At 70.2% G+C, this 22,540-nt stretch carries 22 protein-coding genes; 12 read left to right on the top strand and 10 right to left on the bottom strand.

Features of this window, described 5'->3' with window-relative positions; genetic code table 11:
• Positions 1 to 71: 71 nt before the first annotated feature.
• On the top strand, positions 72 to 497 hold the full coding sequence (locus AB5J51_RS36425) for a hypothetical protein (RefSeq protein ID WP_369779673.1): 426 nt from the start codon (positions 72 to 74) through the stop codon (positions 495 to 497).
• Between the two features lie 70 nt (positions 498 to 567).
• Here the strand turns inward: AB5J51_RS36425 and AB5J51_RS36420 are convergent, their stop codons facing one another.
• Together AB5J51_RS36420 and AB5J51_RS36415 are read right to left on the bottom strand one after the other, a co-directional pair.
• A complete protein-coding gene (locus AB5J51_RS36420; protein ID WP_369779672.1) occupies positions 568 to 1,122 on the bottom strand; it encodes a histidine phosphatase family protein in 555 nt (184 codons plus the stop codon).
• A gap of 105 nt (positions 1,123 to 1,227) precedes the next feature.
• Positions 1,228 to 1,809 (bottom strand): TetR/AcrR family transcriptional regulator, encoded by a 582-nt coding sequence (locus AB5J51_RS36415; protein WP_053784943.1) that lies wholly within the window; start codon positions 1,807 to 1,809, stop codon positions 1,228 to 1,230.
• A gap of 98 nt (positions 1,810 to 1,907) precedes the next feature.
• Here AB5J51_RS36415 and AB5J51_RS36410 point away from each other — a divergent pair, with 98 nt between their 5' ends.
• On the top strand, positions 1,908 to 2,339 hold the full coding sequence (locus tag AB5J51_RS36410; protein ID WP_369779671.1) for a nuclear transport factor 2 family protein: 432 nt from the start codon (positions 1,908 to 1,910) through the stop codon (positions 2,337 to 2,339).
• Positions 2,336 to 3,238 (top strand): NAD(P)H-binding protein, encoded by a 903-nt coding sequence (locus AB5J51_RS36405; RefSeq protein WP_369779670.1) that lies wholly within the window; start codon positions 2,336 to 2,338, stop codon positions 3,236 to 3,238. The genes AB5J51_RS36410 and AB5J51_RS36405 overlap by 4 nt, the downstream gene beginning before the upstream one ends.
• A gap of 73 nt (positions 3,239 to 3,311) precedes the next feature.
• Here AB5J51_RS36405 and AB5J51_RS36400 read toward each other — a convergent pair whose 3' ends face one another.
• Positions 3,312 to 4,163, bottom strand: a complete 852-nt coding sequence (locus tag AB5J51_RS36400) for a LysR family transcriptional regulator (protein WP_136223517.1) — start codon at positions 4,161 to 4,163, stop codon at positions 3,312 to 3,314.
• Positions 4,164 to 4,245: 82 nt separating this feature from the next.
• Here AB5J51_RS36400 and AB5J51_RS36395 point away from each other — a divergent pair, with 82 nt between their 5' ends.
• Positions 4,246 to 5,061 carry an MBL fold metallo-hydrolase gene (locus AB5J51_RS36395; RefSeq protein ID WP_369779669.1) on the top strand — a complete coding sequence of 272 codons (816 nt, stop codon included), beginning with the start codon at positions 4,246 to 4,248 and terminating at the stop codon, positions 5,059 to 5,061.
• Between the two features lie 99 nt (positions 5,062 to 5,160).
• Here AB5J51_RS36395 and AB5J51_RS36390 read toward each other — a convergent pair whose 3' ends face one another.
• Positions 5,161 to 5,958 (bottom strand): hypothetical protein, encoded by a 798-nt coding sequence (locus AB5J51_RS36390; RefSeq protein WP_369779668.1) that lies wholly within the window; start codon positions 5,956 to 5,958, stop codon positions 5,161 to 5,163.
• 164 nt (positions 5,959 to 6,122) lie between these two features.
• On the opposite strand from AB5J51_RS36390, the gene AB5J51_RS36385 reads away from it, so the two are divergent.
• Positions 6,123 to 6,707 carry a dihydrofolate reductase family protein gene (locus tag AB5J51_RS36385; protein ID WP_369779667.1) on the top strand — a complete coding sequence of 195 codons (585 nt, stop codon included), beginning with the start codon at positions 6,123 to 6,125 and terminating at the stop codon, positions 6,705 to 6,707.
• A gap of 71 nt (positions 6,708 to 6,778) precedes the next feature.
• Here AB5J51_RS36385 and dacB read toward each other — a convergent pair whose 3' ends face one another.
• Complete coding sequence (dacB, locus tag AB5J51_RS36380) at positions 6,779 to 8,434, bottom strand: D-alanyl-D-alanine carboxypeptidase/D-alanyl-D-alanine-endopeptidase (protein WP_276611391.1); 1,656 nt, start codon at positions 8,432 to 8,434, stop codon at positions 6,779 to 6,781.
• A gap of 145 nt (positions 8,435 to 8,579) precedes the next feature.
• Positions 8,580 to 9,314, bottom strand: coding sequence for an SDR family oxidoreductase (locus AB5J51_RS36375; protein WP_136223510.1), 735 nt, complete (start codon positions 9,312 to 9,314; stop codon positions 8,580 to 8,582).
• A gap of 132 nt (positions 9,315 to 9,446) precedes the next feature.
• Between AB5J51_RS36375 and AB5J51_RS36370 the strand changes: the two genes are divergently transcribed.
• The 4 genes from AB5J51_RS36370 to AB5J51_RS36355 all read left to right on the top strand — a co-directional run bounded on the left by AB5J51_RS36370 (position 9,447) and on the right by AB5J51_RS36355 (position 13,504).
• Positions 9,447 to 10,037, top strand: coding sequence for a TetR/AcrR family transcriptional regulator (locus AB5J51_RS36370; protein ID WP_369779666.1), 591 nt, complete (start codon positions 9,447 to 9,449; stop codon positions 10,035 to 10,037).
• A 346-nt stretch (positions 10,038 to 10,383) separates the two neighbouring features.
• A complete protein-coding gene (locus AB5J51_RS36365; RefSeq protein ID WP_053785229.1) occupies positions 10,384 to 10,803 on the top strand; it encodes a hypothetical protein in 420 nt (139 codons plus the stop codon).
• A gap of 340 nt (positions 10,804 to 11,143) precedes the next feature.
• Positions 11,144 to 12,586, top strand: coding sequence for an MFS transporter (locus tag AB5J51_RS36360; RefSeq protein ID WP_369779665.1), 1,443 nt, complete (start codon positions 11,144 to 11,146; stop codon positions 12,584 to 12,586).
• A 432-nt stretch (positions 12,587 to 13,018) separates the two neighbouring features.
• A complete protein-coding gene (locus AB5J51_RS36355) occupies positions 13,019 to 13,504 on the top strand; it encodes a lamin tail domain-containing protein (protein WP_053787372.1) in 486 nt (161 codons plus the stop codon).
• Positions 13,505 to 13,733: 229 nt separating this feature from the next.
• Here AB5J51_RS36355 and AB5J51_RS36350 read toward each other — a convergent pair whose 3' ends face one another.
• Both AB5J51_RS36350 and AB5J51_RS36345 read right to left on the bottom strand, forming a co-directional pair.
• Positions 13,734 to 15,497 (bottom strand): DUF6777 domain-containing protein, encoded by a 1,764-nt coding sequence (locus tag AB5J51_RS36350; RefSeq protein WP_369779664.1) that lies wholly within the window; start codon positions 15,495 to 15,497, stop codon positions 13,734 to 13,736.
• 626 nt (positions 15,498 to 16,123) lie between these two features.
• Positions 16,124 to 16,549 carry a hypothetical protein gene (locus tag AB5J51_RS36345; RefSeq protein ID WP_136223504.1) on the bottom strand — a complete coding sequence of 142 codons (426 nt, stop codon included), beginning with the start codon at positions 16,547 to 16,549 and terminating at the stop codon, positions 16,124 to 16,126.
• 373 nt (positions 16,550 to 16,922) lie between these two features.
• Here AB5J51_RS36345 and AB5J51_RS36340 point away from each other — a divergent pair, with 373 nt between their 5' ends.
• Complete coding sequence (locus AB5J51_RS36340; RefSeq protein ID WP_369779663.1) at positions 16,923 to 17,258, top strand: hypothetical protein; 336 nt, start codon at positions 16,923 to 16,925, stop codon at positions 17,256 to 17,258.
• 55 nt (positions 17,259 to 17,313) lie between these two features.
• On the opposite strand, the gene AB5J51_RS36335 is transcribed toward AB5J51_RS36340, so the two are convergent.
• The gene (locus AB5J51_RS36335) at positions 17,314 to 18,423 is read right to left on the bottom strand and encodes a sugar ABC transporter substrate-binding protein (RefSeq protein ID WP_166663232.1); all 1,110 of its coding nucleotides are present in this window, start codon (positions 18,421 to 18,423) and stop codon (positions 17,314 to 17,316) included.
• 405 nt (positions 18,424 to 18,828) lie between these two features.
• Between AB5J51_RS36335 and AB5J51_RS36330 the strand changes: the two genes are divergently transcribed.
• Together AB5J51_RS36330 and AB5J51_RS36325 are read left to right on the top strand one after the other, a co-directional pair.
• The gene (locus tag AB5J51_RS36330; RefSeq protein ID WP_234382207.1) at positions 18,829 to 19,191 is read left to right on the top strand and encodes a hypothetical protein; all 363 of its coding nucleotides are present in this window, start codon (positions 18,829 to 18,831) and stop codon (positions 19,189 to 19,191) included.
• Between the two features lie 70 nt (positions 19,192 to 19,261).
• Positions 19,262 to 19,879: a GNAT family N-acetyltransferase gene (locus AB5J51_RS36325; RefSeq protein ID WP_369779662.1), complete on the top strand. Its 618-nt coding sequence runs from the start codon at positions 19,262 to 19,264 to the stop codon at positions 19,877 to 19,879.
• 88 nt (positions 19,880 to 19,967) lie between these two features.
• On the opposite strand, the gene AB5J51_RS36320 is transcribed toward AB5J51_RS36325, so the two are convergent.
• Complete coding sequence (locus AB5J51_RS36320; RefSeq protein ID WP_369779661.1) at positions 19,968 to 22,538, bottom strand: ABC transporter permease; 2,571 nt, start codon at positions 22,536 to 22,538, stop codon at positions 19,968 to 19,970.
• Positions 22,539 to 22,540 lie beyond the last annotated feature (2 nt).

The following is a 22,540-nucleotide window of genomic DNA, read 5'->3' as shown; positions in this document are numbered from 1 at the left end:
GCCGGAATACATCCCCGGTCTTGCTGCGGGGCGGAATACAAAACCCTTTTTACACCGAATGGAGAATTACCATGTTCGAGCTCTTCACGACCCGTCGCATCGTTCTGGCCGGAGCTTCCCTGGCGCTGGTCGGTGGTGGCATCGCCCTCCCCGCGACCGCCATGGCCGCGCCCACCGCCGCCCCGCAGCAGGCCGTCAGCCTCCTCCCCCAGGACAGCGCCGACGGAATCGGCACCGGCGGCGACGCCAACGCCGAGAACACCACCGTCGGCGGCGAGGCCACGGGCGGTAACGCGAGCACCGGCGTCGGCAACTGCAAGGGCAAGTGCGAGATCAAGACCGGCAACGCCACCGGTGGCAACGCCAGCGCCGACGCCATCAACACCGGCGACGCCACCGCCGTAGGCGGCGACGGCACCGGCACGGGCGGCCAGGTGAACAAGCAGGACATCAAGCTGCAGGTCAAGGAGAACCTGAAGCAGAAGCTCGGCAAGTGAGGGGGGACGATCGCCCCCACACCGCGGAAGCCGGAGAGGCCCACAGCCTCTCCGGCTTCCGCATGACCCGCTATCCCTGGCGCCAGCCGGTGGGGAGGGTGTAGTGCCAGCCCTCTCGCCACCCGAAGGGGGCGTCGACCAGGTCTTCGATCGATTTTCCGGTCAGCAGGCAGTCGAGTGCCCATTTGTTGGCCGAGTGGGCGATCACGAGGACGCGCCGGCCGTCCCAGCCGGTGGCCAGGTCGTGCAGGAAGTCACTGGTGGCGTCGATGACCTGTCGGTAGCTCTGGCCGCCGGGGAAGGGATCGTCGATGTGCCGCACACGCCGATCCGCCAGGGCGGTGACGGGGCAGCCATTGAGCTCGCCGTAGTTGCACTCGCGCAGTCGCAGGTCCTGATGGATCGGGACCGCTGTGCCGGTGAAGGCGATCCGTGCGGTCTCGACGGCCCGGTGCAGATCGGAAACGAATACGGCTGCGAGCGCGGCGTTCCGACGGCGGACGCCGAGCTCGGCGGCGAACCGTCGTCCCTGCTCGGAGAGCCTGCCCGGCAGCCAGCCGGTCGCGACGCCCTTCTCGTTGTCCTCGGTCAGCGAATGGGTCTCGTAGACGATGTCGACCGCCATGTCCGCTCCGTTCGGCCTTTGACTGAACACATTCAAGCCCGAGTGGGCGGAGGCGGAGCCCCACAGGCCGTCACGGCCCGGCGCAACCCGCACCATCAAAGACCCCTAGCGGGCCCCGAGGACGGCGGTGGCGAACCTCGCCAGCTGATCCCGCATCTCCTCACGGGGCGCGCCCTTCTCGCCCGCCAGGTACGCGACCAGGTCGGCCCGGGTCGCGGCGAGCAGCGCATGGGCGGTGAAGTCGCCGTCCGCCAAGCCCGGGATGCGCTGCAGCAGGTCGCGGAGCAAGGCGTGCCAGTGCTCGTAGTGCTCCGTCCCGTACGGGCTGCCCGTACCGGCCCCCTCCAGGGCCAGCGCCAGATGGCGGTTGTCGAGCTTGAAGCACAGGACTGCGTCGAGCAGGGCCGGTACGCGCTCCAGCGGCGGGGTCGCGGGCCCCAGTGGCGGCGGGCCCTGCTCCACGGCGCTCCACACCGGCTCGAGCCGCGCCTCGTACAGCGCGTGGATCAGCCCGGTGCGATCACCGAAGGCGCGGAAGAGCGTTGCCTTGCCGACGCCGGCCGCTGTCGCGATGTCGGCCATGGTCACTTCTTCGGGACTCCCACAATGGGCGAACAGGGCGTCGGCGGCAGCGAAGACGGCCGCCCGGTTACGGACCGCATCCTTGCGCGGCTTGCGTTCGGTCATGGGGTTCCGCCCTCCGGTTGCAATACGGACCGGCGGTCCGTATCTTTCGCAGGGAGAAGCGGACCGCTGGTCCGTATCGTACGGGACGGAGAACCCTCATGCCCGCAATCACCTCACCCGCAGCGGATCTGTACCGTCGCAGCCTGCGCCTGCTCCTGGACAAGGACATCGCCTCCTGGGTCGGCCTGTGGGCCGAGGACGGCTTCATGGAGTTCCCCTTCGCTCCCCCGGGCTGGCCCGGGCGGCTGGAGGGGCGGGAGGCCATCGCCGCCTACATGCGCGACTACCCCGACCACATCGACCTGCACGACTTCCCCGATCTGCGGATCCACGAGACCACCGACCCGGGGACCATCGTGGTCGAGATGCGCGGCGTGGGCCGGGTGGTCGCGACCGGAAGCCCCTTCGACATGACCTACATCGCCGTCGTGACCGTGCAGGACGGGCGGTTCACCTCCTACCGCGACTACTGGAACCCGCTCGCCGTCCAGGAACCCGGCATCGGCTTCGCCGCGGGCGGTGTTCGATGACCACCGCCCGCGCCACCCTGGTCATCGGCGCCACCGGCACCACCGGCAGCCGCACCGCCGCGCAGCTGATCGCCGCCGGTCGGCGCGTCAAGGCCGCGAGCCGTCGCGCCACCCCGATCCCGGGCGCCGAGCCCGTGCGCTTCGACTGGTACGACCCCGCCGGCTTCGGCGATGCCCTCCGTGATGCCGACCGCGTCTACCTCGTCCCGCCCGTCGGGGACCCGGACCCTGCCGCGGTCATGCTGCCCTTCCTCGAGCAGGCCCGCGCCTGCGGCGTGCGCCGCGCCGTACTCCTCAGCTCCTCGGCCATCGCCGAGGGCGGCCCGGCGGTGGGACAGGTACACCGGGCCCTGCCCGGCCTGTTCGGCGAATGGGCGGTCCTGCGGCCCTCCTGGTTCATGCAGAACTTCACCGGCACTCACGCCCACGCCGACAGCATCCGCAACGACGGCGAGATCCGGACCGCGGCCGGGACGGGCCGGGTCGGCTTCGTCGACGCCGACGACATCGCCGCCGTCGCCGTACGGGCCCTCACCGACGACCGCGCGCCCAATGCCGACCTGGTCCTCACCGGACCGGAGGCACTCAGCCACGACGACATCGCAGCGCTCCTCACGGACGTCACCGGCCGCCCGGTGGTCCATCGCCGGCTGACCTACGACGCCATGCGTGACCGGCTGGCCGCGGTCATTCCGGCGGAGTTCGCCGCGATGCTGGCCGGGATGGACCGGGCCATCGCCGAGGGAGCCGAGGACCGCACCACCGACACCGTCCAACGCCTCACCGGCCGCCCGCCCCACGGCTTCCGCGCAGTCGCCGAACGCGAGCTGTCCGTAGGGGAGCCGTCCGTACGCAAGCTGCCCGCTCAGGCAGCGCCGGAACCCAGCCCGACCTGCTAGGGGGCCCCACGCCCGGCTCCGGCGTCGCCGCGACGCGGCACGGCACGGCACCGGTCGGTTCACGGAGCGGCACTCAGTCGCGGTACGCGGCCGTCGCGATCCGGACGAACGACCGGATCAACGGGTTCGTGCCGCCCTCGCGCCACGCCACCACGACGCGGCTCGGCGCCATGTCGGTCAGCGGTACGACGGCCAGCTCGCCGGGCGGGTGGTGCCCGAGCGGGGTCATCCCGACCGTGCCGTTCCAGAGCACGGCCTGGAGGCATTCCTGGACGGCCCGCACCACCGGACCTTCGCGGGGCTCGCCGCCGTTCCAGTACGACTGCCAGATCGGGTCGGTACCGTCCGGGAACCGGAACCAGCGCCGGCCGGCCAGGTCGGCCAGCGTCAGCCGGTCGCGGCGGGCCAGCCGGTCGTCGGCGCGCAGCACCGCGCCCACCGGATCGGCGCGCAGCTCGTGCACCGTCAGGCCGGTCTCGTCGAACGGTGCTCGGGTCAGGGCGATGTCGACCAGTCCCGCCCGCAGCCCGCAGGTCGGATCGGTCAGGTCGGTCTCGCGGATGCGGACTTCGACGCCGGGGTGCTGCCGGCGGTACGCGGCGGCCAGCCGCGTGGCGCCCCGGTCGGTGCCATCGCCCAGGAGACCGACGGTGATGGTCGCGGCGCCGGCCGCCGCGGCGACGCGTACGCGGGCCTGGTCGGCCTGCTGGAGCAGGGTGCGGGCCTCGTCGAGGAGCGCCGTCCCGGCCGGGGTGAGCGTGACTCCTGCGGCGGAGCGGTGCAACAGGGCGGCGCCGAGGTCGGCCTCCAGCTGCTTGATCGCCCGGCTCAGCGGTGGCTGGCTCATGTGCAGCCGCGCAGCGGCCCGGCCGAAGTGGAGTTCCTCGGCGACGGCCACGAAGTAGCGCAGCGTGCGTAGCTCCATGACCGGGGACGATACCCGCACGGTATCGGCGCGGCACAGCAGGTCTTGGACGGCGGTCGGGCCGCGGCTGTGGAATCTGAGCATGACGGACGAACTGATGCCCGACCCCGCGGTGCAGGTTGCCGGCGCCCAGGAGATCGCCCACGACCTGCTCGTGATCCCGAACCACGGGGTCGGGCTGGTACCCAACATCGGCATCATCGGCGGCACGCAGGCCGTGCTGGTCGTCGAGACGGGCATCGGCACCGCCAACGCCGAGCAGGTGCTGGCCCTCGCGTCCGAGGTGGCCGGGGGGCGGCGCCTGTACCTGACCACGACGCACTTCCACCCCGAGCACGCATTCGGCGCCCAGGTGTTCACCGACCGGGCCACGTACCTCGTCAACCGGGCCCAGGCGGACGACCTGAAGGCGAAGGGGCCGGGGTACCTCGAGATGTTCCGGGGCTTCGGCGGGCCGGTCGCCCGCCGACTGGAGGGCATCCGGGTGCCCACCCCTGACCTGCTCTACGACGACGGCCACGAACTCGACCTCGGCGGCGGCCGGACCGTACGGCTGCGGCCCACGGGGAGGGGCCACACGAGGGGCGACCAGGTGGTCGAGGTGCCGGACGCCGGTGTGCTGTTCACTGGGGACCTCGCCGAGACCGGGCAGTTCGCCATCTTCCCGTGGTTCCCGCCGTACGACACGGACGTCTCCGGCGTGCGCTGGCTCGGGGTGATGGACCGCCTTGCCGCAACCGCACCGCGGGTGGTGGTTCCCGGTCACGGCGAACTCGGCGGCACGCAGGTGCTCACCGGCGTCCGCGACTACCTGCGCGAGCTGCGCGACGAGACCTGGCTGCGGCGTGACTCCGCGATGGGCGAGGCCGAGATCGTCGCCGAGGTCCGGGCGCTCTGATCGAGCGGCATCCGGAGTGGGCCGGACGGGAGTGGATCGAGCGCGGCGTCGGATGCCTGTGCGCCGAGCACGCCGCATGACCCCGTCCGCGGGGCAGCGTCAGTTGCGGGCCGTCAGGGCCCTCGTGAGCATGCCGCCGCCCACGATCAGGACCACGCCCAGCCACCACACGTTGTCGTCGAAGATCAGGACGGCGATCCCGATGGGGACCAGCAGTCCGGCCAGTGGCAGGAACATCCCGGCCAGGTGCGGCGGCTCCGGCCCGGGCCGGCCCGCCGCGCGGAGGGCCCGGGCGCGGGCCACGTCCGGGTACCAGGCGGTGAAGCGCAGCGCCGCCACGATGGCCAGGATCTGGATGATCCATCCGGTCCAGATGTTGTTCGGATTGTGCAGCACGAGGTCCCCGTACGCCCCCGCCACGGCGGCGACCAGGAACGCCAGCCCCCACACCCCGGTGATGAGGTAGTTGGTCCGCAGGAACGTGGGGGTGTGCCAGTACGCCGGATCGACCTGTTCCCGCGCGTACTGCAGGGTGAAGGGCACGCGCACCGCCATGGACCCGAACGCGATCAGGAAGAGGGCGATGTTGGAGACCTCCCCGGCGTACGTCTCCAGCCAGCGGCGGGTGCCGTCGCTCGCGAAGGCGCCGATGACGGCCATGACGGTGAAGAAGACCAGGTCCGCGATCTCCAGCAGTTTCCAGGTGCTGCCCCTGTTGACGATCCGCCCGGCCGCCACGAGCACGACCGTCGCCGCCAGGGCGAGCACGACGGCGATCTCGAACCTGCCGGGACCGACCAGGAGGGAGAAGATGATCCACGGCGCCATGCCGATGACGGGATTCTCGAGGAATCCGGCGACAGCACCGCGGGCCGTGGCGGGCGTCTCGGTCTTCACCTCTCCAGGGTGCGCGTGGGCGGCCGATCGGGCCATTCGGGTGGACTCGGCCCGGGCCCAGAGCGAAATCCCATGACGGGCCGCCGATGATTTTCGGGGTTCCTGTCCGTCTACCTCATGAGAACGCGGACCGAACCCCCGCTCGGCAACCCAGGGAGCCCCCGATGCGCAAGATCACCGCAGGCCTTTTCATCTCCCTCGACGGCGTCGTCGCCGAGCCCCAGAACTGGCACTTCCCTTACTACAACGACGAGATGGGCGCCGCCGTCATGGGCGACATCCAGGCCAGCGACACGTTCCTGTTCGGCCGCACGACGTACGAGGCCTTCGCCGAGTCATGGCCCGAGCGCGAGCGCGCGGGCGGCGACGACGCCGGCCTGGCCAAGGACTTCGGCGACACGCGCAAGGTCGTCGTCTCCAGCCACGACCTCGAGTTCACGTGGCGCAACTCCGAGCAGCTCCAAGGCGACTTCCTCGACGGCGTGAAGGCGCTGAAGGCCGAGGACAGTGACAGGCCCATCGCCGTCACCGGCTCCGTCTCCCTCGTACGCCGGCTCCTCGCCGCCGGCCTCCTCGACGAGCTGCGGCTGCTGGTGCACCCGATCGTCCTCGGCGAGGGCCTGCGGCTGTTCGCGGACGGCGAGGGGCCGTACCCGCTGAAGCTGCTCAAGTCCGAGACCTTCACGACCGGCGTGATGCACCTGCTCTACGCACCGGCCGACGCCCCTCCGACCCCGGCAGCCGGCTGACTCCGTACGCTCCGTACGGCGCCGGCAGCAGCCCCGGCCGGTGACCCGGCGGGCTGAGTGGGTCCCGCCCGTCAGGGCGACTCCTGGAGGTAGGCGGCGATCAGGGCCAGGTCGTTGGCGATCGTCAGGACACCGGCGGGGTCGGCGGTCGGTGTGGACGCGCCGTTGACGCCCGCGTAGAAGGTGTCGAAGCGGCCGCCGCCCTTGTCGAGGTAGCCGGCGATGGTGATGGCGCCGACGGCGAGCCGGTCGTTGAGGGTGTCCCCTCCGACGGCCGCGCCGGTCTTCCCGAACACCTTCCCGCGCGCCGGGCAGCTGCGGCAGTTCTCGGCCAGCAGACCGTCGACGCCGAGGATGGGCAGGGCCTCCCGGAAGCGCTGCGCGTCCGGTGTGCGCTGCCAGTACGCCAGCATCTGTACGAGCGCCTGCGGCGTGGCCCGGTCGGCGGGGTTGCCGCCGCGGCCGTCCATGAGTTCCGCCTGCCTGCGGTCGACGCCCGCCCGGTCCAGGAAGGCGGCGAGCACCGGGAAGCCGTCCTCGCACTGGTTGCTGCCGGACGTGACGGCCATCAGGCATATCCCGAGGTTCGCGCCCAGGTTGTGGCTGACCTTGAGGATCAGCTTGGCGTACTGCTCGTACGGCGGTGAGGTGTACGCGGCCACCCGCGGGCGGCCGTCGTAGTCGCGCGGCAGCCGGGCGACCGGGTTGGGTGCGGTCGCGGCGGCGGAGACCTCCACCCCGGCCCGGGCCAGCGCCTCGATCAGCGCGGTACGGCCGAACGCGGCCGGGTCCGTGACGGGCGAGCTCCGCAGCAGCGGCTCGGAGTCCGCCGCGATCGTGCCGGACAGCCGGATCCGGGTGCCGCCGTCGGTGGCCGTCACCGTGATGTTCGTCGGCTTCCCGGCCGCGACGGTCTTCACCGTGGAAGTGACCTGGTACGGGGCGACCTTCGGCCGCCAGTCCAGCCGGGCGTCCGCGCCCGCCCGGTCGCCGGGCCTGGTCAGGAGGTCGATCAGGTTGTCGTTGATGATCAGGGGGGTCGGCGTGGGGTCGAGGACCGGGTCGGGGGCGAAGAGCCTGCTGTCGACGATCACGTCGCCGTCGACGCGGGTGATGCCGGAGTCGCGGACCTGCCGGGCGAGTTGGTCGATCCCGGCGAGCGGGTTCTCCGGGGTGAGGGTCGCGCCGGGGAAGTCGTTGGCGTAGGTGTGGTCGAGGTCGGTGTAGGCGACCGTGCCGTCGGGGCGCGTCCTGCCGCCCATGGTGAGATCGCCCTGGGCGACGAGATCCAGGTCGCCCGTCAGCGTGGCCCCGGTCCGCTCGCCGACCGCGTATACGGGGGTCACGAAGCGGTGGTCCGTGCCGAGGGTCCGCCACGTGCCGGAGACGGCGAACAGTTTCGCGGTGGAGCCGGGGATGAAGAACTGCCCGGGGAACAGGCTGTGCAGCACCCGCCCGTCGGCCGGTTCGGTCTGCAGCAGCCCCCACTGGGCATGGCGGTACTCCGGCTTCCGCATGATCTCGGTGATGCGCGGGTCGAGCCGGCCCGGATCCCCCACACCGGAGGACCACGGCGACGGGGACGGGGACGGCGAGGGCGCCGGGGAGGGTGACGGGGCTGCCCGGGCACCCGTGCCCGAGGTGAGTGCCACCAACAACAGGGCGGCGAAACCGGCGGCCGCTCGGCGCCTCAGCGACAGCGCGCTGACACGGATCCGATTTCCCACAGCGCGCTCCGTTCGTCGCGGCTGTCATCTACCCCCGGGGCATGTGAACAGGGTGGCACGGCACGATTCGGCGCGCATGTCACCTCCGGTCAGCGGGGCATGCGATACCCGAGCTCTCGCGCCTCTTCGCGTAGGTCGGCACCCGCTAGTCCTGGGCTGTGGGGCGGACGACGATGTCGCCCACGTCGACACCGGCCGGCTGCTCGACGGCGAAGGCGATGGCGCGGGCGACGGCTTGCGGCGGCATCGCGATCCTGTCCATGCGGTCGCGGACCCGGGCCTGCATCTCCGGCGCCATGGAGTCCGCGAACTCCGTACGCGTGACCCCTGGCGAGACGACGGTGACGCGCACGCTGTCCCCGGCCTCCTGCCGCAGGCCTTCGGAGATGGTGCGTACGGCGTTCTTGGTGCCCGCGTACACCGCCTGGAGCGGCACGATGCGCAGTCCGGCCGTGGAGACGGTGTTGACGAAGTGTCCGTACCCCTGCTCCCGGAAGACGGGCAGCGCCGCGGCGATCCCGTACAGGACGCCCTTGAGGTTGACGTCGATCATCTCCTCCCAGTCCTCGACGCGGAGGTCGTCCAGCGGGGAGATCAGGCCGATTCCGGCGTTGCTGACCAGGACGTCGAGCTTGCCGTAGCGGTCGCGTGCCAGCCCGACCAGAGCGGTCAGGTCCTCGCGGCGTTTGACATCCGTGCGCCCGGGGACGGCCTGGCCGCCGGCCTGCTCGATGCGCGCGACCAGCGCCTCGAGGCGTTCCGGCCGGCGCGCCCCGAGCACCACTTTCGCGCCGCGCTCGGCGAGGAGCAGCGCGGTCGCCTCGCCGATCCCGCTGCTGGCACCTGTGATCGCGATGACCTTGCCTTCGATTTCCGACACGACTGGGCCCTTCCGGAGGCGGGACGAGGGCGGCGTCTGACCTACAGTGGAAGTGGAGGCGCCGCCGGTTATCTCGAACCGTAAGTGGAGGCTCCTCCACTTCGCAACCGGGGACGAGGGAGCGGGCAGGCGATGGCAGCGGATACGGGACGCCCACTGAGGGCCGACGCTCAGCGCAACCGGGACAAGATCCTGGCTGCCGCGGTGCGCGTGTTCACCGAGGAGGGACTGGACGCCCACTACGAGCGCATCGCCAAAGAGGCGGGGGTGGGAACCGGAACCCTGTACCGCAATTTCCCGACCCGGGAGACCTTGATCGAGGCGGCCTACCGCAACGAAGTCGCGCGGCTGTGTGATGCGGTTCCCGGGCTCCTGGCAACGCTGCCCCCGCGCGAGGCCCTGCGCGCGTGGATGGGCCGCTTCATCGACTACGCCACCGCCAAACTCGGCATGGCCGACGCGCTGCGAGCCGTCGTCTCCTCGGGAAGCGACCCCTACGGCCACAGCCGCGAGATGATCCAGACCGCGATCACCACCCTCATGGAAGCCGGCACCGCCGCCGGCGCGCTGCGGTCCGACATCCGCTCGACCGACGTCTTCGCCATCCTGGCCGGCATCGCCCTCACCTCGGCCCAGCCGGAGCAACGCGACCAGGCCGAACGCCTCCTCGACCTCACCCTCGACGGACTGAAGCCCGCACAGCCGCAGCCCCCGGCAGGCTGACGGCCCGCGCCGCACGACCAGGCCGTGCTCGCACTGCACCCGGGGCGCCCGTCCTACCGGGGTCCGCACCGCGGGCGGATCACCGTCGGGGGGCGGTCAGCCGTCGAAGTGGGTCGAGACCGCGGATCGGCCTCGGGGCGTCCGCACCGGCCGGGCTTTTATCAAGATCGATTCGCCTCGTCAAGCCACGTATTCGAGTGGCGTGACGCCCGCTCCCCCACACGGTTTATTGGAAGTACGCCCCCACCGGGGAAACCCCGGAAAACAAAAGGCCGAACAGAATCCCCGGCCCATTCCACAGGGCGATACACAAAACCCCTCACCCGTTGCCGAATGGAGCATTCCCATGTTCGAGCGTTTCCCGACCCGCCGCATCGTCCTGGCCGGAGCCTCCCTCGCCCTCCTCGGCGGCGGCATCGCCCTCCCCGCCACCGCCATGGCCGCACCCACCACCGCCCCCCAGACCATCACCCTCCCCCAGGACAGCGCCGACGGCATCGGCACCGGCGGCGACGCCAACGCCGAGAACACCACCGTCGGCGGCACCGCCACCGGCGGCAACGCCAACACCGGAGTCGGCACCTGCAAGGGCAAGTGCATCATCAACACCGGCAACGCCACCGGCGGCAACGCCAGCGCCGACGCCATCAACACCGGCGACGCCACCGCCGTAGGCGGCAACGGCACCGGCAACGGCGGCCAGGTCAACAAGCAGAACATCAAGAACCAGGTCAAGAAGGAACTCAAGGCCAAGCTCGGCAAGTGACAACCACCCACCCACCCCCACACAGCAGACGCCGGAGAGGCCCACCGCCCCTCCGGCATCCGCACGCGCCACGAAAACGACAGGTCCGTCCCGCCGACACCCGAAGAGGGCCCGACCCAAGCGAGACGAAGCAGCCGGAGTACGCACTCCGAAGGCCAACAGAGGACCCGCACAGCCCCGTTGGCGATGACGAAGTACCCCGGACTCACCCAACCGCCCTCCTTGCTCACGAGCCCGGGAGCGTCCTCACGCCAGTAGTGACGCCGCAGGGTGCCCGACTCCGCGCGTGGGCGCATGCTGGTTGGGGTGGGGTGGTGGGGGCTCCGGACGGGACGTGCCGATGAGCGTGGGCAAAGCGGACACCGGGTCGCCCGGCCGGCGACTGTTCTCCGGCCGCGATCGCGCGGTCATCGCGGCCGCCTCGCTGTCCATGCTCCTGGTCCAGATGGACTGGTTCGCCCTGAACCTGATGCTGCCGGTGATCGCCCGGGACTTCTCCACCCCGACCACGAATCTGCAGTGGCTGGTCAGCGGCTACATGCTGACCCTGGGTGCGCTGATGATCACGGGCGGGAGGGCCGCCGACGTCCACGGGCGGCGCACGGTCATCGTGTGGGGGCTGGCCGGCTTCGGCGTGGTGTCCGTCGTGTGCAGCGCCGCGCAGAACGAGGTCTGGCTGGTCGTGGCGCGGGTGGTGCAGGGTGCCACGGCCGCGTTGATCTTTCCCGTGGCCGTGGCGGTCGTCAGCGCCTACTTCCGCGACGACCGGCAGGGCCGCGCGGTCGGCACGGTGCTGGCCTTCAGCGCGATCGGCGTCGCTCTCGGGCCGTTCGTGGGCGGCGTGTTCGCCGAGCACATCAGCTGGCGGGCGGTGTTCCTGCTGAACGTGCCGGTCTGCGCCGTCGCCGCATTCCTGATGCTGCGGTTCGTCACCGACACCCGCGACGAAGAGGCCGGCAACGGCCTTGACCTGCCAGGTGCCGTGACCGTGGCGGGTGGTCTCACCGCGATCATGATCGCCGTCGACCAGGGTGGCCACTGGGGCTGGGCCTCAGCCGCGACGCTGGCCTGCCTCGCCGCCGGAGCGCTGCTGCTGATCCTGTTCGTGGCGATCGAACGCCGGACCGCCGAACCGCTGCTGGACCTCTCCCTGCTGCACAACGTCCCGTTCGTGACCGTCACCCTGGCCGGTTGCGTGTCCAACATCGGGTACTGCCTCGTGGCGGTCCTCTCCGCGCTCTACCTCCAGCAGGTCCGCGGCCTCTCCCCGCTGGACGCGGGGCTGGTGTTCCTCGCGCTGTCCGTCGGTGCCGGGGCAGCCAGCTACTGGTCCGGCCACCTCGCCCAGCGCAGGCGCCCCGAAGCGCTGATGGCTGCCGGGCTGCTGTTGAGCGGAGCCAGCATCCTGGCACTGACCTGGGCGGGCCCGCTCGCCCTCTACACAGCCGTGTTCGCGGTCGTGGGCATCGGGCTCGGACTCGGCTGGGCGCTGACCAACGTGGCCACCCAGTCGTACGTTCCGTCGAGCCGCCTCGCCGCGGCCTCCGGACTGGTGCTGACCTCGCTCGTCCTGCTGGGCGCGGTCGCCGTGGCGGTGGCGGCGACCGTCCTCGAGGTCCTGAGCGGCTCGGAACAGCAGGCGGCCTCGGACGGATCGGCCATCGAAAGCGTGCTGAGGGTCGCGGCGCTGCTGTCGCTCGCGGGCGCGGCTTCCCTGCTCCCGCTGATCCGCACGCCGCGGAAACCCGCCCCGGCGCCGACGACCCACCTGCCCTCGCTCTGACGCCCCGCCCACGGAGCGGCACGGCGAGGTGCCGCCACTGAAACGCGCTCGCCTTCGCACACCAGAACCGTTCACGTGAGCAGGTGCGAAGAAACGGTGGAAGCGGCTGTTACAAGACCCTGAACCCATTCGGCGCAGGAACGAAGGCCGCCCCGAGGAAAGGGCATTGACCAGGGAGAGCCTCCGGCCCCAGGCGTCCCACGGCCCGATGCGCGCGCTCGCGTCGTCCGCGTCAGCGCAGCCATGACACATGTCCGCTACAAGCAAGAGTCACTGGTATATCCGTATTGCGCAACACGCGCTGACTTAGTGGCTTTTGGTGGTGGTTCCGGGCCAGAGTGTGGCTCCTCGGCAGGACGCCGGGAACTGTTCGGAGCCCACCCGGCTCGTACGAGACGGGACGGGCCGCTGTCTGTTGAAGGGGTCATCTCCATGTCTGCTTCTCTCGCCACCCGCCGCGTAGTCGCCACATTCCTGGCAGCAGGCGCCCTGGTCGGCGCCGCCGCCCTCCCGGCTGCCGCCGCCGACGACCACAGGCGTGACCACCGGGCCCCGCATTCCTCGATCGTCATCGGCGACGTCCAGTACGACAGCCCCGGTCGCAACGACCGCTCCGCCCGTGCCCTGAACGGGGAATGGGTCGAGGTGAAGAACACCGGCCGCCACAGCGTCAACCTGCGCGGCTTCACCCTCACCGACCGGCAGGGCAACCGCTACCGCTTCAACGACTTCCGCCTGGACGGCCGCTCCAGCGTCAAGGTCCACACGGGCAGGGGCCGCGACACCCGCCACGACGTCTACCAGGACCGCCGTGAGCAGGTATGGGACGAGCGCGACAGCGCCACGCTCCGCGACAACCGCGGCAACGTCGTCGACAGCGACTCGTGGAACGGCCGCCGGCAGCACCGCCACGGCTGAGGCGGAACTGCTGCCCTGACGGGCTGACCGGGCCGGCAGCCACGCCGAGGGGACTGTGAGCTGCCGGCCTACCGCGAACGGCGTGTCCTGGCGATCCAGCCGGGGCACGCCGTCTTCGTGTGGGGCGGACCGCCGCCTTCGCACGCCGCTATGCACTTCTGACCACCGGGGTCGCCGTCCCGAGTTGGCGGTGCCGGCCGATGCGTCCCCAGGCGCCTGGACCGCAGGGTCATCCGGACTGCTCGCTGTTGCCCTGGTCGTTGCCGCCTTGCTCGCTGTTGCCCTGCTCGCTGTTGCCTTGGTCGTTGTTGCCCTGCTCCTTGTTGCCCTGCTCCTTGCCAGGGTTCTGGCCCGACTCCTTCTCGGAGTTCTGACCGGTCCCCTTCTCAGGGACCTTGTCGGTCTCGTTCTTCGGGACCTCGTTCGTACCCTTCTCAGGGACCTTGTCGGTCTCCTTCTTCGGGACCTCGTTCGTACCCTTCTCAGGGACCTTGTCGGTCTCCTTCTTCGGGACCTCGTTCGTACCCTTCTCGGGAACCTTGTCGGTCTCCTTCTTCGGGACCTCGTTCGTACCCTTCTCGGGAACCTTGTCCGTCTCGTTCTTCGGGACCTCGTTCGTACCCTTCTCGGGAACCTTGTCCGTCTCCTTCTTCGGGACCTCGTTCGTACCCTTCTCGGGAACCTTGTCCGTCTCCTTCTTCGGGACCTCGTTCGTACCCTTCTCAGGGACCTTGTCCGTCCCCTTCTCGGGAACCTTGTCCGTCTCCTTCTGAGGAACCTTGTCGGTCTCCTTCTCAGGGACCTTGTCGGTCTCCTTCTTCGGGACCTCGTTCGTACCCTTCTCAGGAACCTTGTCCGTGCCCTCCTCAGGGTTCACGCGCGTGCCCTTTTCAGGGACTTGGTCCGGCTTCTTCTCGGGCGCCTTGTCCGTGTCCTTCTCGGGGACCTTGTCCGTCTCCTTGTGAGGCACCTGGTTCGTGCCCTCCTCAGGGTTCACGCGCGTGCCCTTTTCAGGGACCTGGTCCGGCTTCTTCTCAGGTGCCTTGTCCCTGTCCTTCTCGGGGACCTTGTCCCTCTCCTTGTGCGGCACCTGGTTCGTGCCCTTTTCAGGGACCTGGTTCGTGCCCTTCTCGGGGTTCTGGCCCGTCTGGGTCCCCTTGTCCGTTTCCTTTTCGTGCTGCCTGCCCTTGTCCTTCTCGGGGAACCTCTCAGCTGATCCCGAATCGGGCGGGGGCAGGACCGGGTACGCCGAGTCGGGGGTTTGGCCCTTCGGGGGCGGAACGACGTGGTCGTGCTTGCCCTGCACGTCGCCGCTCGACCGCTCGTACCAGCCCTTGCGGTCGTGATCGAACATCGTGACCGTCTTCACCGGCTGCTCGGCGGGCTTGACCGCAACGAGGTCGGAGGACTGGAACGACGACCACTCCTTGCCGCTGTACGTCTGCTTGCCCTTGACGGCGACAGGCGGGGCCAGCGGGTTACCGCAAGCACAGCGGACGCGAGGTACGCCGCGGTCGTCGACCAGCACGGGCGTGCCGGCCTGCAGGACCGCCTGATAGCTGGTCGGCGCGGCGTTCTTGTACCCGTGGTTGGTGACCCGGGTGTCCCAGCCGAGCCGGACCGGAGTCAGCGACCGCAGGTAGGAGGGGATCTCGGGCTGCTTGATGCTCAAGGGGGTGGCGAAGGCCTTGCCCTTGTCCGTGTGCTGGGTCAGGAACTGGATCTGCTTCTCGACGTCGCAGCTCGCGAGGTTCCGCGTGCCCCCGTAGAGCCCCGGGTACGCGCCGTTGACCTCGAGGGTGCGGGTACCGGCCGCGCCGCCCTTCGGCTGGGCAGCAGCCACGGGTACGACGCCGGAGTCCGCGGAGGCCGCGGCCGTCGAGGGGGTGAACGGGTCCGGGCCGGCCGCCGAGGCAGCCTGCAGGAAGACCTCTCCGCCGGCAGCCTTGTTCCCGCCCATGACGGTGAAGGCGAGTACCACCGCCGTGGCCATCGCAACGGCCGTTGCGGCACTCAGAACTGTCCTGCGCGACCGCCACCCGTGAGCCGCCCCGCGGCGGCCCCGACCGGGCTCGCCCGGCTCGCCACTGACGGTCGGCGGCCCTGGGGGCCCAGGAGGCGGCGGAGGCCCCGGAGGCGGAGCCTGCTCGTCTGTCGGCCGGCCGGACAGCGGGCCGGACGGGGGCCCGGTGGGGCGCTCGGACGAAGGAGGTAGGGAACTCACGACACACTCCCCCCGACATGGGACATCGGGAAAACAATGGTCATTCGCATGTGCTTGCTCCTATTCGCCAGTATGACCTCCGAGTCCCGGAGGCGTGAATATTGGAAATTTCGCTCCCGCTAAAAAAGGTGAAGAAGAGGCGGCCGGACGGGCCCGTCTCACGTGTTGACGCGGGTGGGACCACCCGGTGCGCGTGAGCCCATGTCTTGAGTAAGCCCTCCGCTTCGGATCGCGTCACGTTCCGAGTTTTCGTGACTTGACGACCGGCGTTCGTGGCCGCCGCGACAGGCGCAGCGGCCCCATCCCCCTCCCCCCACGCAGGAGTAGCCGGAGAGGCTCAGGGCCTCTCCGGCTACTGCTGTGTGGGGGTGGTTCCCGGTGTGGACGGTCAGACCTCACTGACCGAGCTTCTGCTTCAGGTTCTCCTTGACCTGCAGCTTGATGTTCTGCTTGTTCACCTGGCCACCCTTGCCGGTGCCGTCACCACCCACGGCGGTCGCATCGCCCGTGTTGATGGCATCGGCACTGGCGTCACCGCCGCGGGCGTTACCGGTGCTGATCACGCACTTGCCCTTGCATTCGCCGACGCCGGTGCTCGCGTTACCACCCTTGGCCTCGCCGCCGACGGTGGTGTTCTCGGCGTTGGCGTCGCCGCCGGTACCGATTCCGTCGGCGCTGTCCTGGGGGAGGAGGGTGACGGCCTGCTGCGGGGCGGCGACGGGTGCGGCCATCGCGGTCGCCGGCAGTGCGATGCCACCACCGACCAGCGCAACGGAAGCTCCGGCCAGGACGATACGACGGGTCCAAAAACGCTCAGACATGATGATTCTCCATTCGGTGTCAAAAGGGTTTGTATTCCGCCCCGCAGAAAAGGCCCGGGATTATGTTCCGGCCCCGTGTTCTCCGGGAGTTCCCGGTGAGGGCGTACTCCAAATAAACCCTGCAGGGGGGCGTGCGTCACGCCACTCGAATACGTGGCTTGACCCCTGGAACCGATCTTGGTAGAAGCTGCCGCCGGCCGGTGAGGCCCGGCTCGGCCCGACGCCGTCCTCGCCGCCAGGCGAGATGCCCCAGCCGGTGTTGAACACGTTCAAAGGCTCTGACAGTATGGCTCGCGGGAACCCTCCGGAGCAGGGGATATGGATCCGCCTGCCCGTGTGCACGGTTGCCCTGAGAACCGGAGGTCAGCGCAACGTGATCATCGCCCTCTTCATCTTCTTGCTCTTGGGTCTGATCGCGGCCGTCACACCCGGCGCGGCGCTCGGCTTCGCGTTCGTCGCGGTGAGCGGCAGGCTGTCACGTGGGGCCAGGGTCGTGTGGCTGCTGGTCGTGGCAGCAGCTTCGTCAGCGGTGTGGCTCCACCTGGTGGGAGCATCCAACATCTGGCGGCCCGCCGTGGTGGTGCTGTCGTTCACCGCGACAGTCGCCTCGGGAGTCATCTTCCTCGTGCGCGAGGCAAGCAGGCGGCGCGCACCCCGGTACCCCATCCCGGTGTGGCCCGCCTGGACTCCACCGACCGACTCGAGGTGAGCGCCGCACTCAGACGGGCTCCGGGGTGTGCGCGCTTGCCGTACCCCGGGTCCTGCTACTTCAGGCCGATCTCTTCACACGCGGCCTTGAGCTTGTCGGTGCAGATCTCGTCGACCGTGTAGACGCCGTCGTCGACCACGGTGGACTTCACGTTGTTCCTGGTCAGCGCGACGCCCGGGACGAGGACCGATGGCACGCCCTTCGTGGTCGGGCTGTTGACGATCTGGTTGATGATTCCGTCGATCTTCTCGCCCTTGGCGAGGGCGACGGCCATCTCCGCGGCGGCCGCAGCCTCCGGCGCGTACCGCTTGTAGACGGTCATGTACTGCTCGCCCGCGACGATCCGCTGCACACCGGCCAGTTCGGCGTCCTGACCCGTGACCGGGGGCAGGTTGGAGATTCCGGCCGCCTTGAGGGCGGTGATGATGCCGCCGGCCATTCCGTCGTTGGCGGAGTAGACGCCGATGATCTTCCCCTTGCCCAGCGCCGACAGGGCGGCCGCCATGTTGGTATTGGCGTTCTCCGGCTTCCAGTCGACGGTGTCGTACTCCTTGCCGACATTCACCTTGCCGTCGAGGACGGAGTGCGCACCGGACTTGAAGAGTTTGGCGTTCGGGTCGGTGACCGAGCCGTTCACCATGACGATGTGGCCGTCCTTGGCCTTGTCGCCCAGCGCGTCCAGCAGCGCCTTGCCCTGGACCTTGCCCACGTCTTCATTGTCGAAGGAGGTGTAGGCGTCGATCGGGCCTTCCGCCAGGCGGTCGTAGGCGATGACCGGAATGCCCGCATCCTTGGCCTTCTTGACCGAGCCGGCGATGGCCTTGGCGTCCACCGCGTCGACGATGAGGACGTGCACCTTGTGGGCAATCATCGCTTCGACTTGGGCATTCTGGGCGGCCGCGTCCTGCTTGGCGTTGGCATAGACCACTTTGCCCTTGCCTCGCGTGAACTTGGCGACTTCCTTCTCGATCAGCGGCTTGTCGAACTTCTCGTAGCGCGCCGTCTGATCCTCGGGAAGCAGGAGGCCGACCTTGATCGCGTCATCCACGGCCGACCCTCCGGGTCTCCCGTCGGCGTCTTCGTCCGTGCTGCCGCAGGCAGTGAGCGAGACGGTGATCGCGGAAGCAGCGACTGCAACGGCGACTCGACCCAGATATGTGTTCACGATGTAAACCTCCCTGACGAGGCCCTGTACTTGCGGCCGAGGTAGACGCAGTCAACTCGGCGTCGACACCACCGTCAAGAAGTGAACTATTAACGAGATGGCAACGTTGCCATCACGCTCCGCATCCTCACAATCCCGTCATTAGTGAGTCTTTTCAGCAGGATTGACTCGCTGATACCGGTTCAACTTTTGAAAAGACCGCCCCGGACCCTGACCGGCCGTCGTACTCGAACGTCGGGGCGGATCTGTAGAGGCGGTGTGAAAATCCGCCCCCAGGGGCGGCCGATCCGCGACGCCCCGCGCCATGACGGAACCGAACGTGACACCGTGGACACGTCTTGCAGTCGGCCATCACAGCTTGGAGGGGATCCCGTGATGTACGCACGCCAGAAGAGGGACCGGTCGGTGACACCCACGCGCCGCCGCTTGGCGACGGTCGCAGCGGCCCTCGCCGCAGCCTGCGCTTCGGCATTGGTGACCGCAGCACCGGCGAGCGCCGAGGTCAAGTCCACGTGCGGGACCTACATCTGCGTGGCCACCGCCTACCAGGGGCGCGACTACGTCCAGGACATCACCGTCACCACCAGGGATGGACTGCCGGGGACGCTGCGCGCCTTCGTGGGCGACTACCGGGGGAGCAGGGCAGGCGTGTCGCGGGCCCGGTTCGTCGTCAACCGGGAGTTCAGGGCGTATCCGCGGCTGGCCGTCTGCGGTGGCCTGGACCGCAGCGGCAGGGTGATCGAGAACCATTGCGTGATGATCCCCTGACCATTCCCGGTGCGGCGGCTCCGGCTGGAGCCGGGACCCGCCCGGCCCGTCGAAGATCATCGGGTGCAGAATGGCCGGTATGTCGATAACAAACACTCCCAAGACGGCATCGATCGACGACGCTTCACCGATCGGCCGCACCCTGGCCCTCGCCTTCGACGACGACCCGATGATGCGCTGGTTCTTCCCGGACGGCGCCACGCGCGAGGCGGGGCTGGGCCGCTACTTCAGCACGCTCTTCACCCGGCAGTACGGCCGGCACGGCGTATGCGAACGCACCGAGGCGGCGGCGGCCTTCTGGGTGCCGCCGGGCGCACAGGACAAGGCCGTTCCCGACGCGGAGACCATCCGGGAGCTCGAGGAGATCCTGGGCGACCGGGCTCCGCTGTTCCGCGAAGCCGTGGCGGCGGCCGCCGGGAACGGACCCCAGGAGCCGCACTGGTACCTGGCCGTGGTCGGCGCGGACCCGGCCGCGCAGGGTCAGGGGCACGGCGCCGCCCTCCTCCGCTCCGGCCTCGCCAAGGCGGACGCGGCAGGCCTGCCGACGTACCTGGAGTCCTCCAAGCCGTCCAACCTGCCCCTCTACGAGCACTTCGGCTTCACGGTGCTCGGCGAGTTCAGTCTCCCGGGCGGCGGGCCGACCCTGTGGTCGATGCGCCGCGAGCCGCGCCACGCAGCCGACGCCTGAGGCCACTCCAACGGTCCGCGAGGGGCCGCAGCCCGCCGAGCAGGGCCGGGGGCCGGGCCTGGCGGGCCCGGCCCTCCGCGCGGGTGCGTCACATCTCCGCCACGGCCTCCAGCGGGCTCAGGGCGGCGGCTCGGCGGGCCGGGACGGCTGCCGCGATCGCGCCGATCGTGAGGGACAGGAGGCACACGAGGAGCAGCGTCCCCCAGGGCAGGGCCAAGGAGTACTGCGTCATCGCGCCGTTGGCCAGAGCGCCGACCGTCCAGGCTCCGAACAGCCCGCCCGCCAGGCCCAGGAGCGTGCCGAAGGCGGCGACGGTCACCGACTCCAGGCGGATCATCCGCCGGATACCGCTGCGGTCCATGCCTATGGCGCGCAGTACGCCGATCTCCCGGGTGCGTTCCGAAACCGACATGGCGAGGGTGTTGACGATGCCGAGTGCGGAGATGACGGCGCCGATGGCGAGCAGCCCGTACATCAGGGTCAGCAGGTTGCCCAGGGAGCCGGCGGCCTCCTGGACGAGTTCCTTGCGGTCCTTCACCTGTACCAGCGGGCTGTTGCCCACGGCGGTGCGCAGCCGGGCCTCCGTGGCCGCGGAGACGGCGCCGCTGTCGGTGCGGACGAGGATCCGCTGGATGGTGCCGGTCTTGAAGCCGTGCTGCTGGACCTCGGTGCGGTCACCCAGTACCTCCCCGGCGGTGGGGTTGTCCTCGTAGACGCCGACGACGGTGTACTGCTCGAGCTCCTGGCTGCGGCCGATGCGGGCGACGAGCCGGCTGCCGGTTCTCAGGTGCTGTTCGCGGGCGGTGGTGCCGGAGACGGCGATCCGGCCCGGCCCGAGGTCTTCCAGTGAGCCGCTGAGGAAGTCGAGCTTCATGACGGCGTGCACGGTGCCGGGGTCGACGCCGGCGATCCCCTGGACACCGCCGCCGACGGTGAACACGACGGAGTCCGCGACGGCGGCCGCCGTCTTCACCCCGGGAGTGCCGGCCACCCGCTTCTCGGCGGCCGGGTCGATGGACGTCATCGTCGTCCGGCTGCTGATCACGTAGTCGGCCCCGAGGCCGGCTGCGGCCTGCCGGTCGAGGGCCTGTCCGCTGGAGTTGCCGATGACGGCGAGCCCGGAGACCAGCGCCGTACTGATCATCAGGGCGGAGGCGGTGGCCGCGGTACGCCGCGGGTCACGCAGCGCGTTCTCGCGGGCGAGGTGTCCGGTGATCCCGAAGCGGCCGGTCAGCCGTCCGCTCAGCCGGATCACGGGGGCGGCGAGCAGCGGCGCCAGCACGATCATGGCGACGACGAGAAGGGCGCAGCCGAACATCGCGTTCTGCAGGTTCTCCACCGAGGCGTCCTTCGCCCCCATCAGCGAGACCAGCAGCCCGGCGCCGACGGCGAGCAGGGCCAGCCCCACCGCACCGCGGACCCGGGATGCGGTGGCGGTGGCGGTGGGCGGCTGCTCCGCCGAGCGCAGCGCCTCGAGGGGCGCGACCTTCGCCGCCTTGCGGGACGGCAGCCATGCGGCGAGCACCGTGACGCCCACGCCCACGCCGAGCGCTGCCACGACGGGCAGCGGACCGATCACCAGGGGGCCGCGGGGCAGCGCGTCCTGCGAGGTGCTCAGGATGTCGGGCAGTACGGAGGCGATGCCGAGGCCGAGCAGGAACCCTGCCGCCGACGCGGCGAGGCCGACCAGGAACGCCTCCCAGAGGATGGAGCGGACCACCTGGCGGCGCGAGGAGCCGATCGCCCGCAGCAGGGCGATCTCCCGGGTGCGCCGGGAGACGAGCATGGTGAAGGTGTTGACGATGAGGAACGAGCCGATGAACAGCGAGACCCCGGCGAAGATCATCGGCATCTTCTGGTAGCCCCGGGTCAGCGTGTCGAGGTACGTGGCCTGCTGCGCGGCCTGGGCGGCGCCGCTGACGGCCTCGGCCCGGTCGGCCGGGAGCACGGAGGTGACCCGCTCGGAGAGCGTGAACCGGTCGGTGCCGGGCGCGGCGGACAGGTCGATGGAGGTGTACCGGCCCGGGGACGCGAACAGTTGCTGGGCGGTCGCCTTGTCGAACAGGACGAGGGTGCCGCCCGCGGTCACCCGGGTGTCCTGGGTGGTGACGATGCCCACGAGCCGCTTCTTCATGACCGGGCCGTCGGTGGCCAGCGTGAGGGTGTCGCCGATGCCGAACCCGCCTGCGGCGGCGGTGCCGCTGTCCACGGCGACTTCGTCGCCGTTCCGGGGGGCGTGGCCCTTGACCAGCGGATGGCGGCTGTCCTTGCCGTCCTCGCCCGGTACGTAGGCGCCGGCCAGGTTCGCCCACGCCTTGCCGGCGCGCAGCGGAGCGCCGTCCGCGCCGTTCAGGGTCGCCGAGCCGTCGGCGGCGGGCCGTGCGGCGGCGACACCGGGTATCCCGGCCAGCTTCCGTACGAGCGCGTCGTCGAGTGCTCCGGTCTTGTCGTCCGCGGCCCCTGGCGGGGAGTCCTTCGGGGTCACGGTGACCGCGATGTCCGCGAAGTTCTTCGACGCGGCGGCGCGGTAGGCCGCGGCGGAGGACTCCGCGAAGACGAGGGTGCCGCAGACGAACGCGACACCCAGGCAGACCGCGAGGACGGTCATGGCCAGACGGGCCTTGTACGCGAGGACGTTGCGCAGGGCTGTTCTCAGCATGG

The sequence above is a fragment of the Streptomyces sp. R33 genome, from assembly GCF_041200175.1.
GTDB lineage: Bacteria > Actinomycetota > Actinomycetes > Streptomycetales > Streptomycetaceae > Streptomyces > Streptomyces katrae_B.
This window is presented reverse-complemented; position numbering and strand designations above follow the sequence as displayed.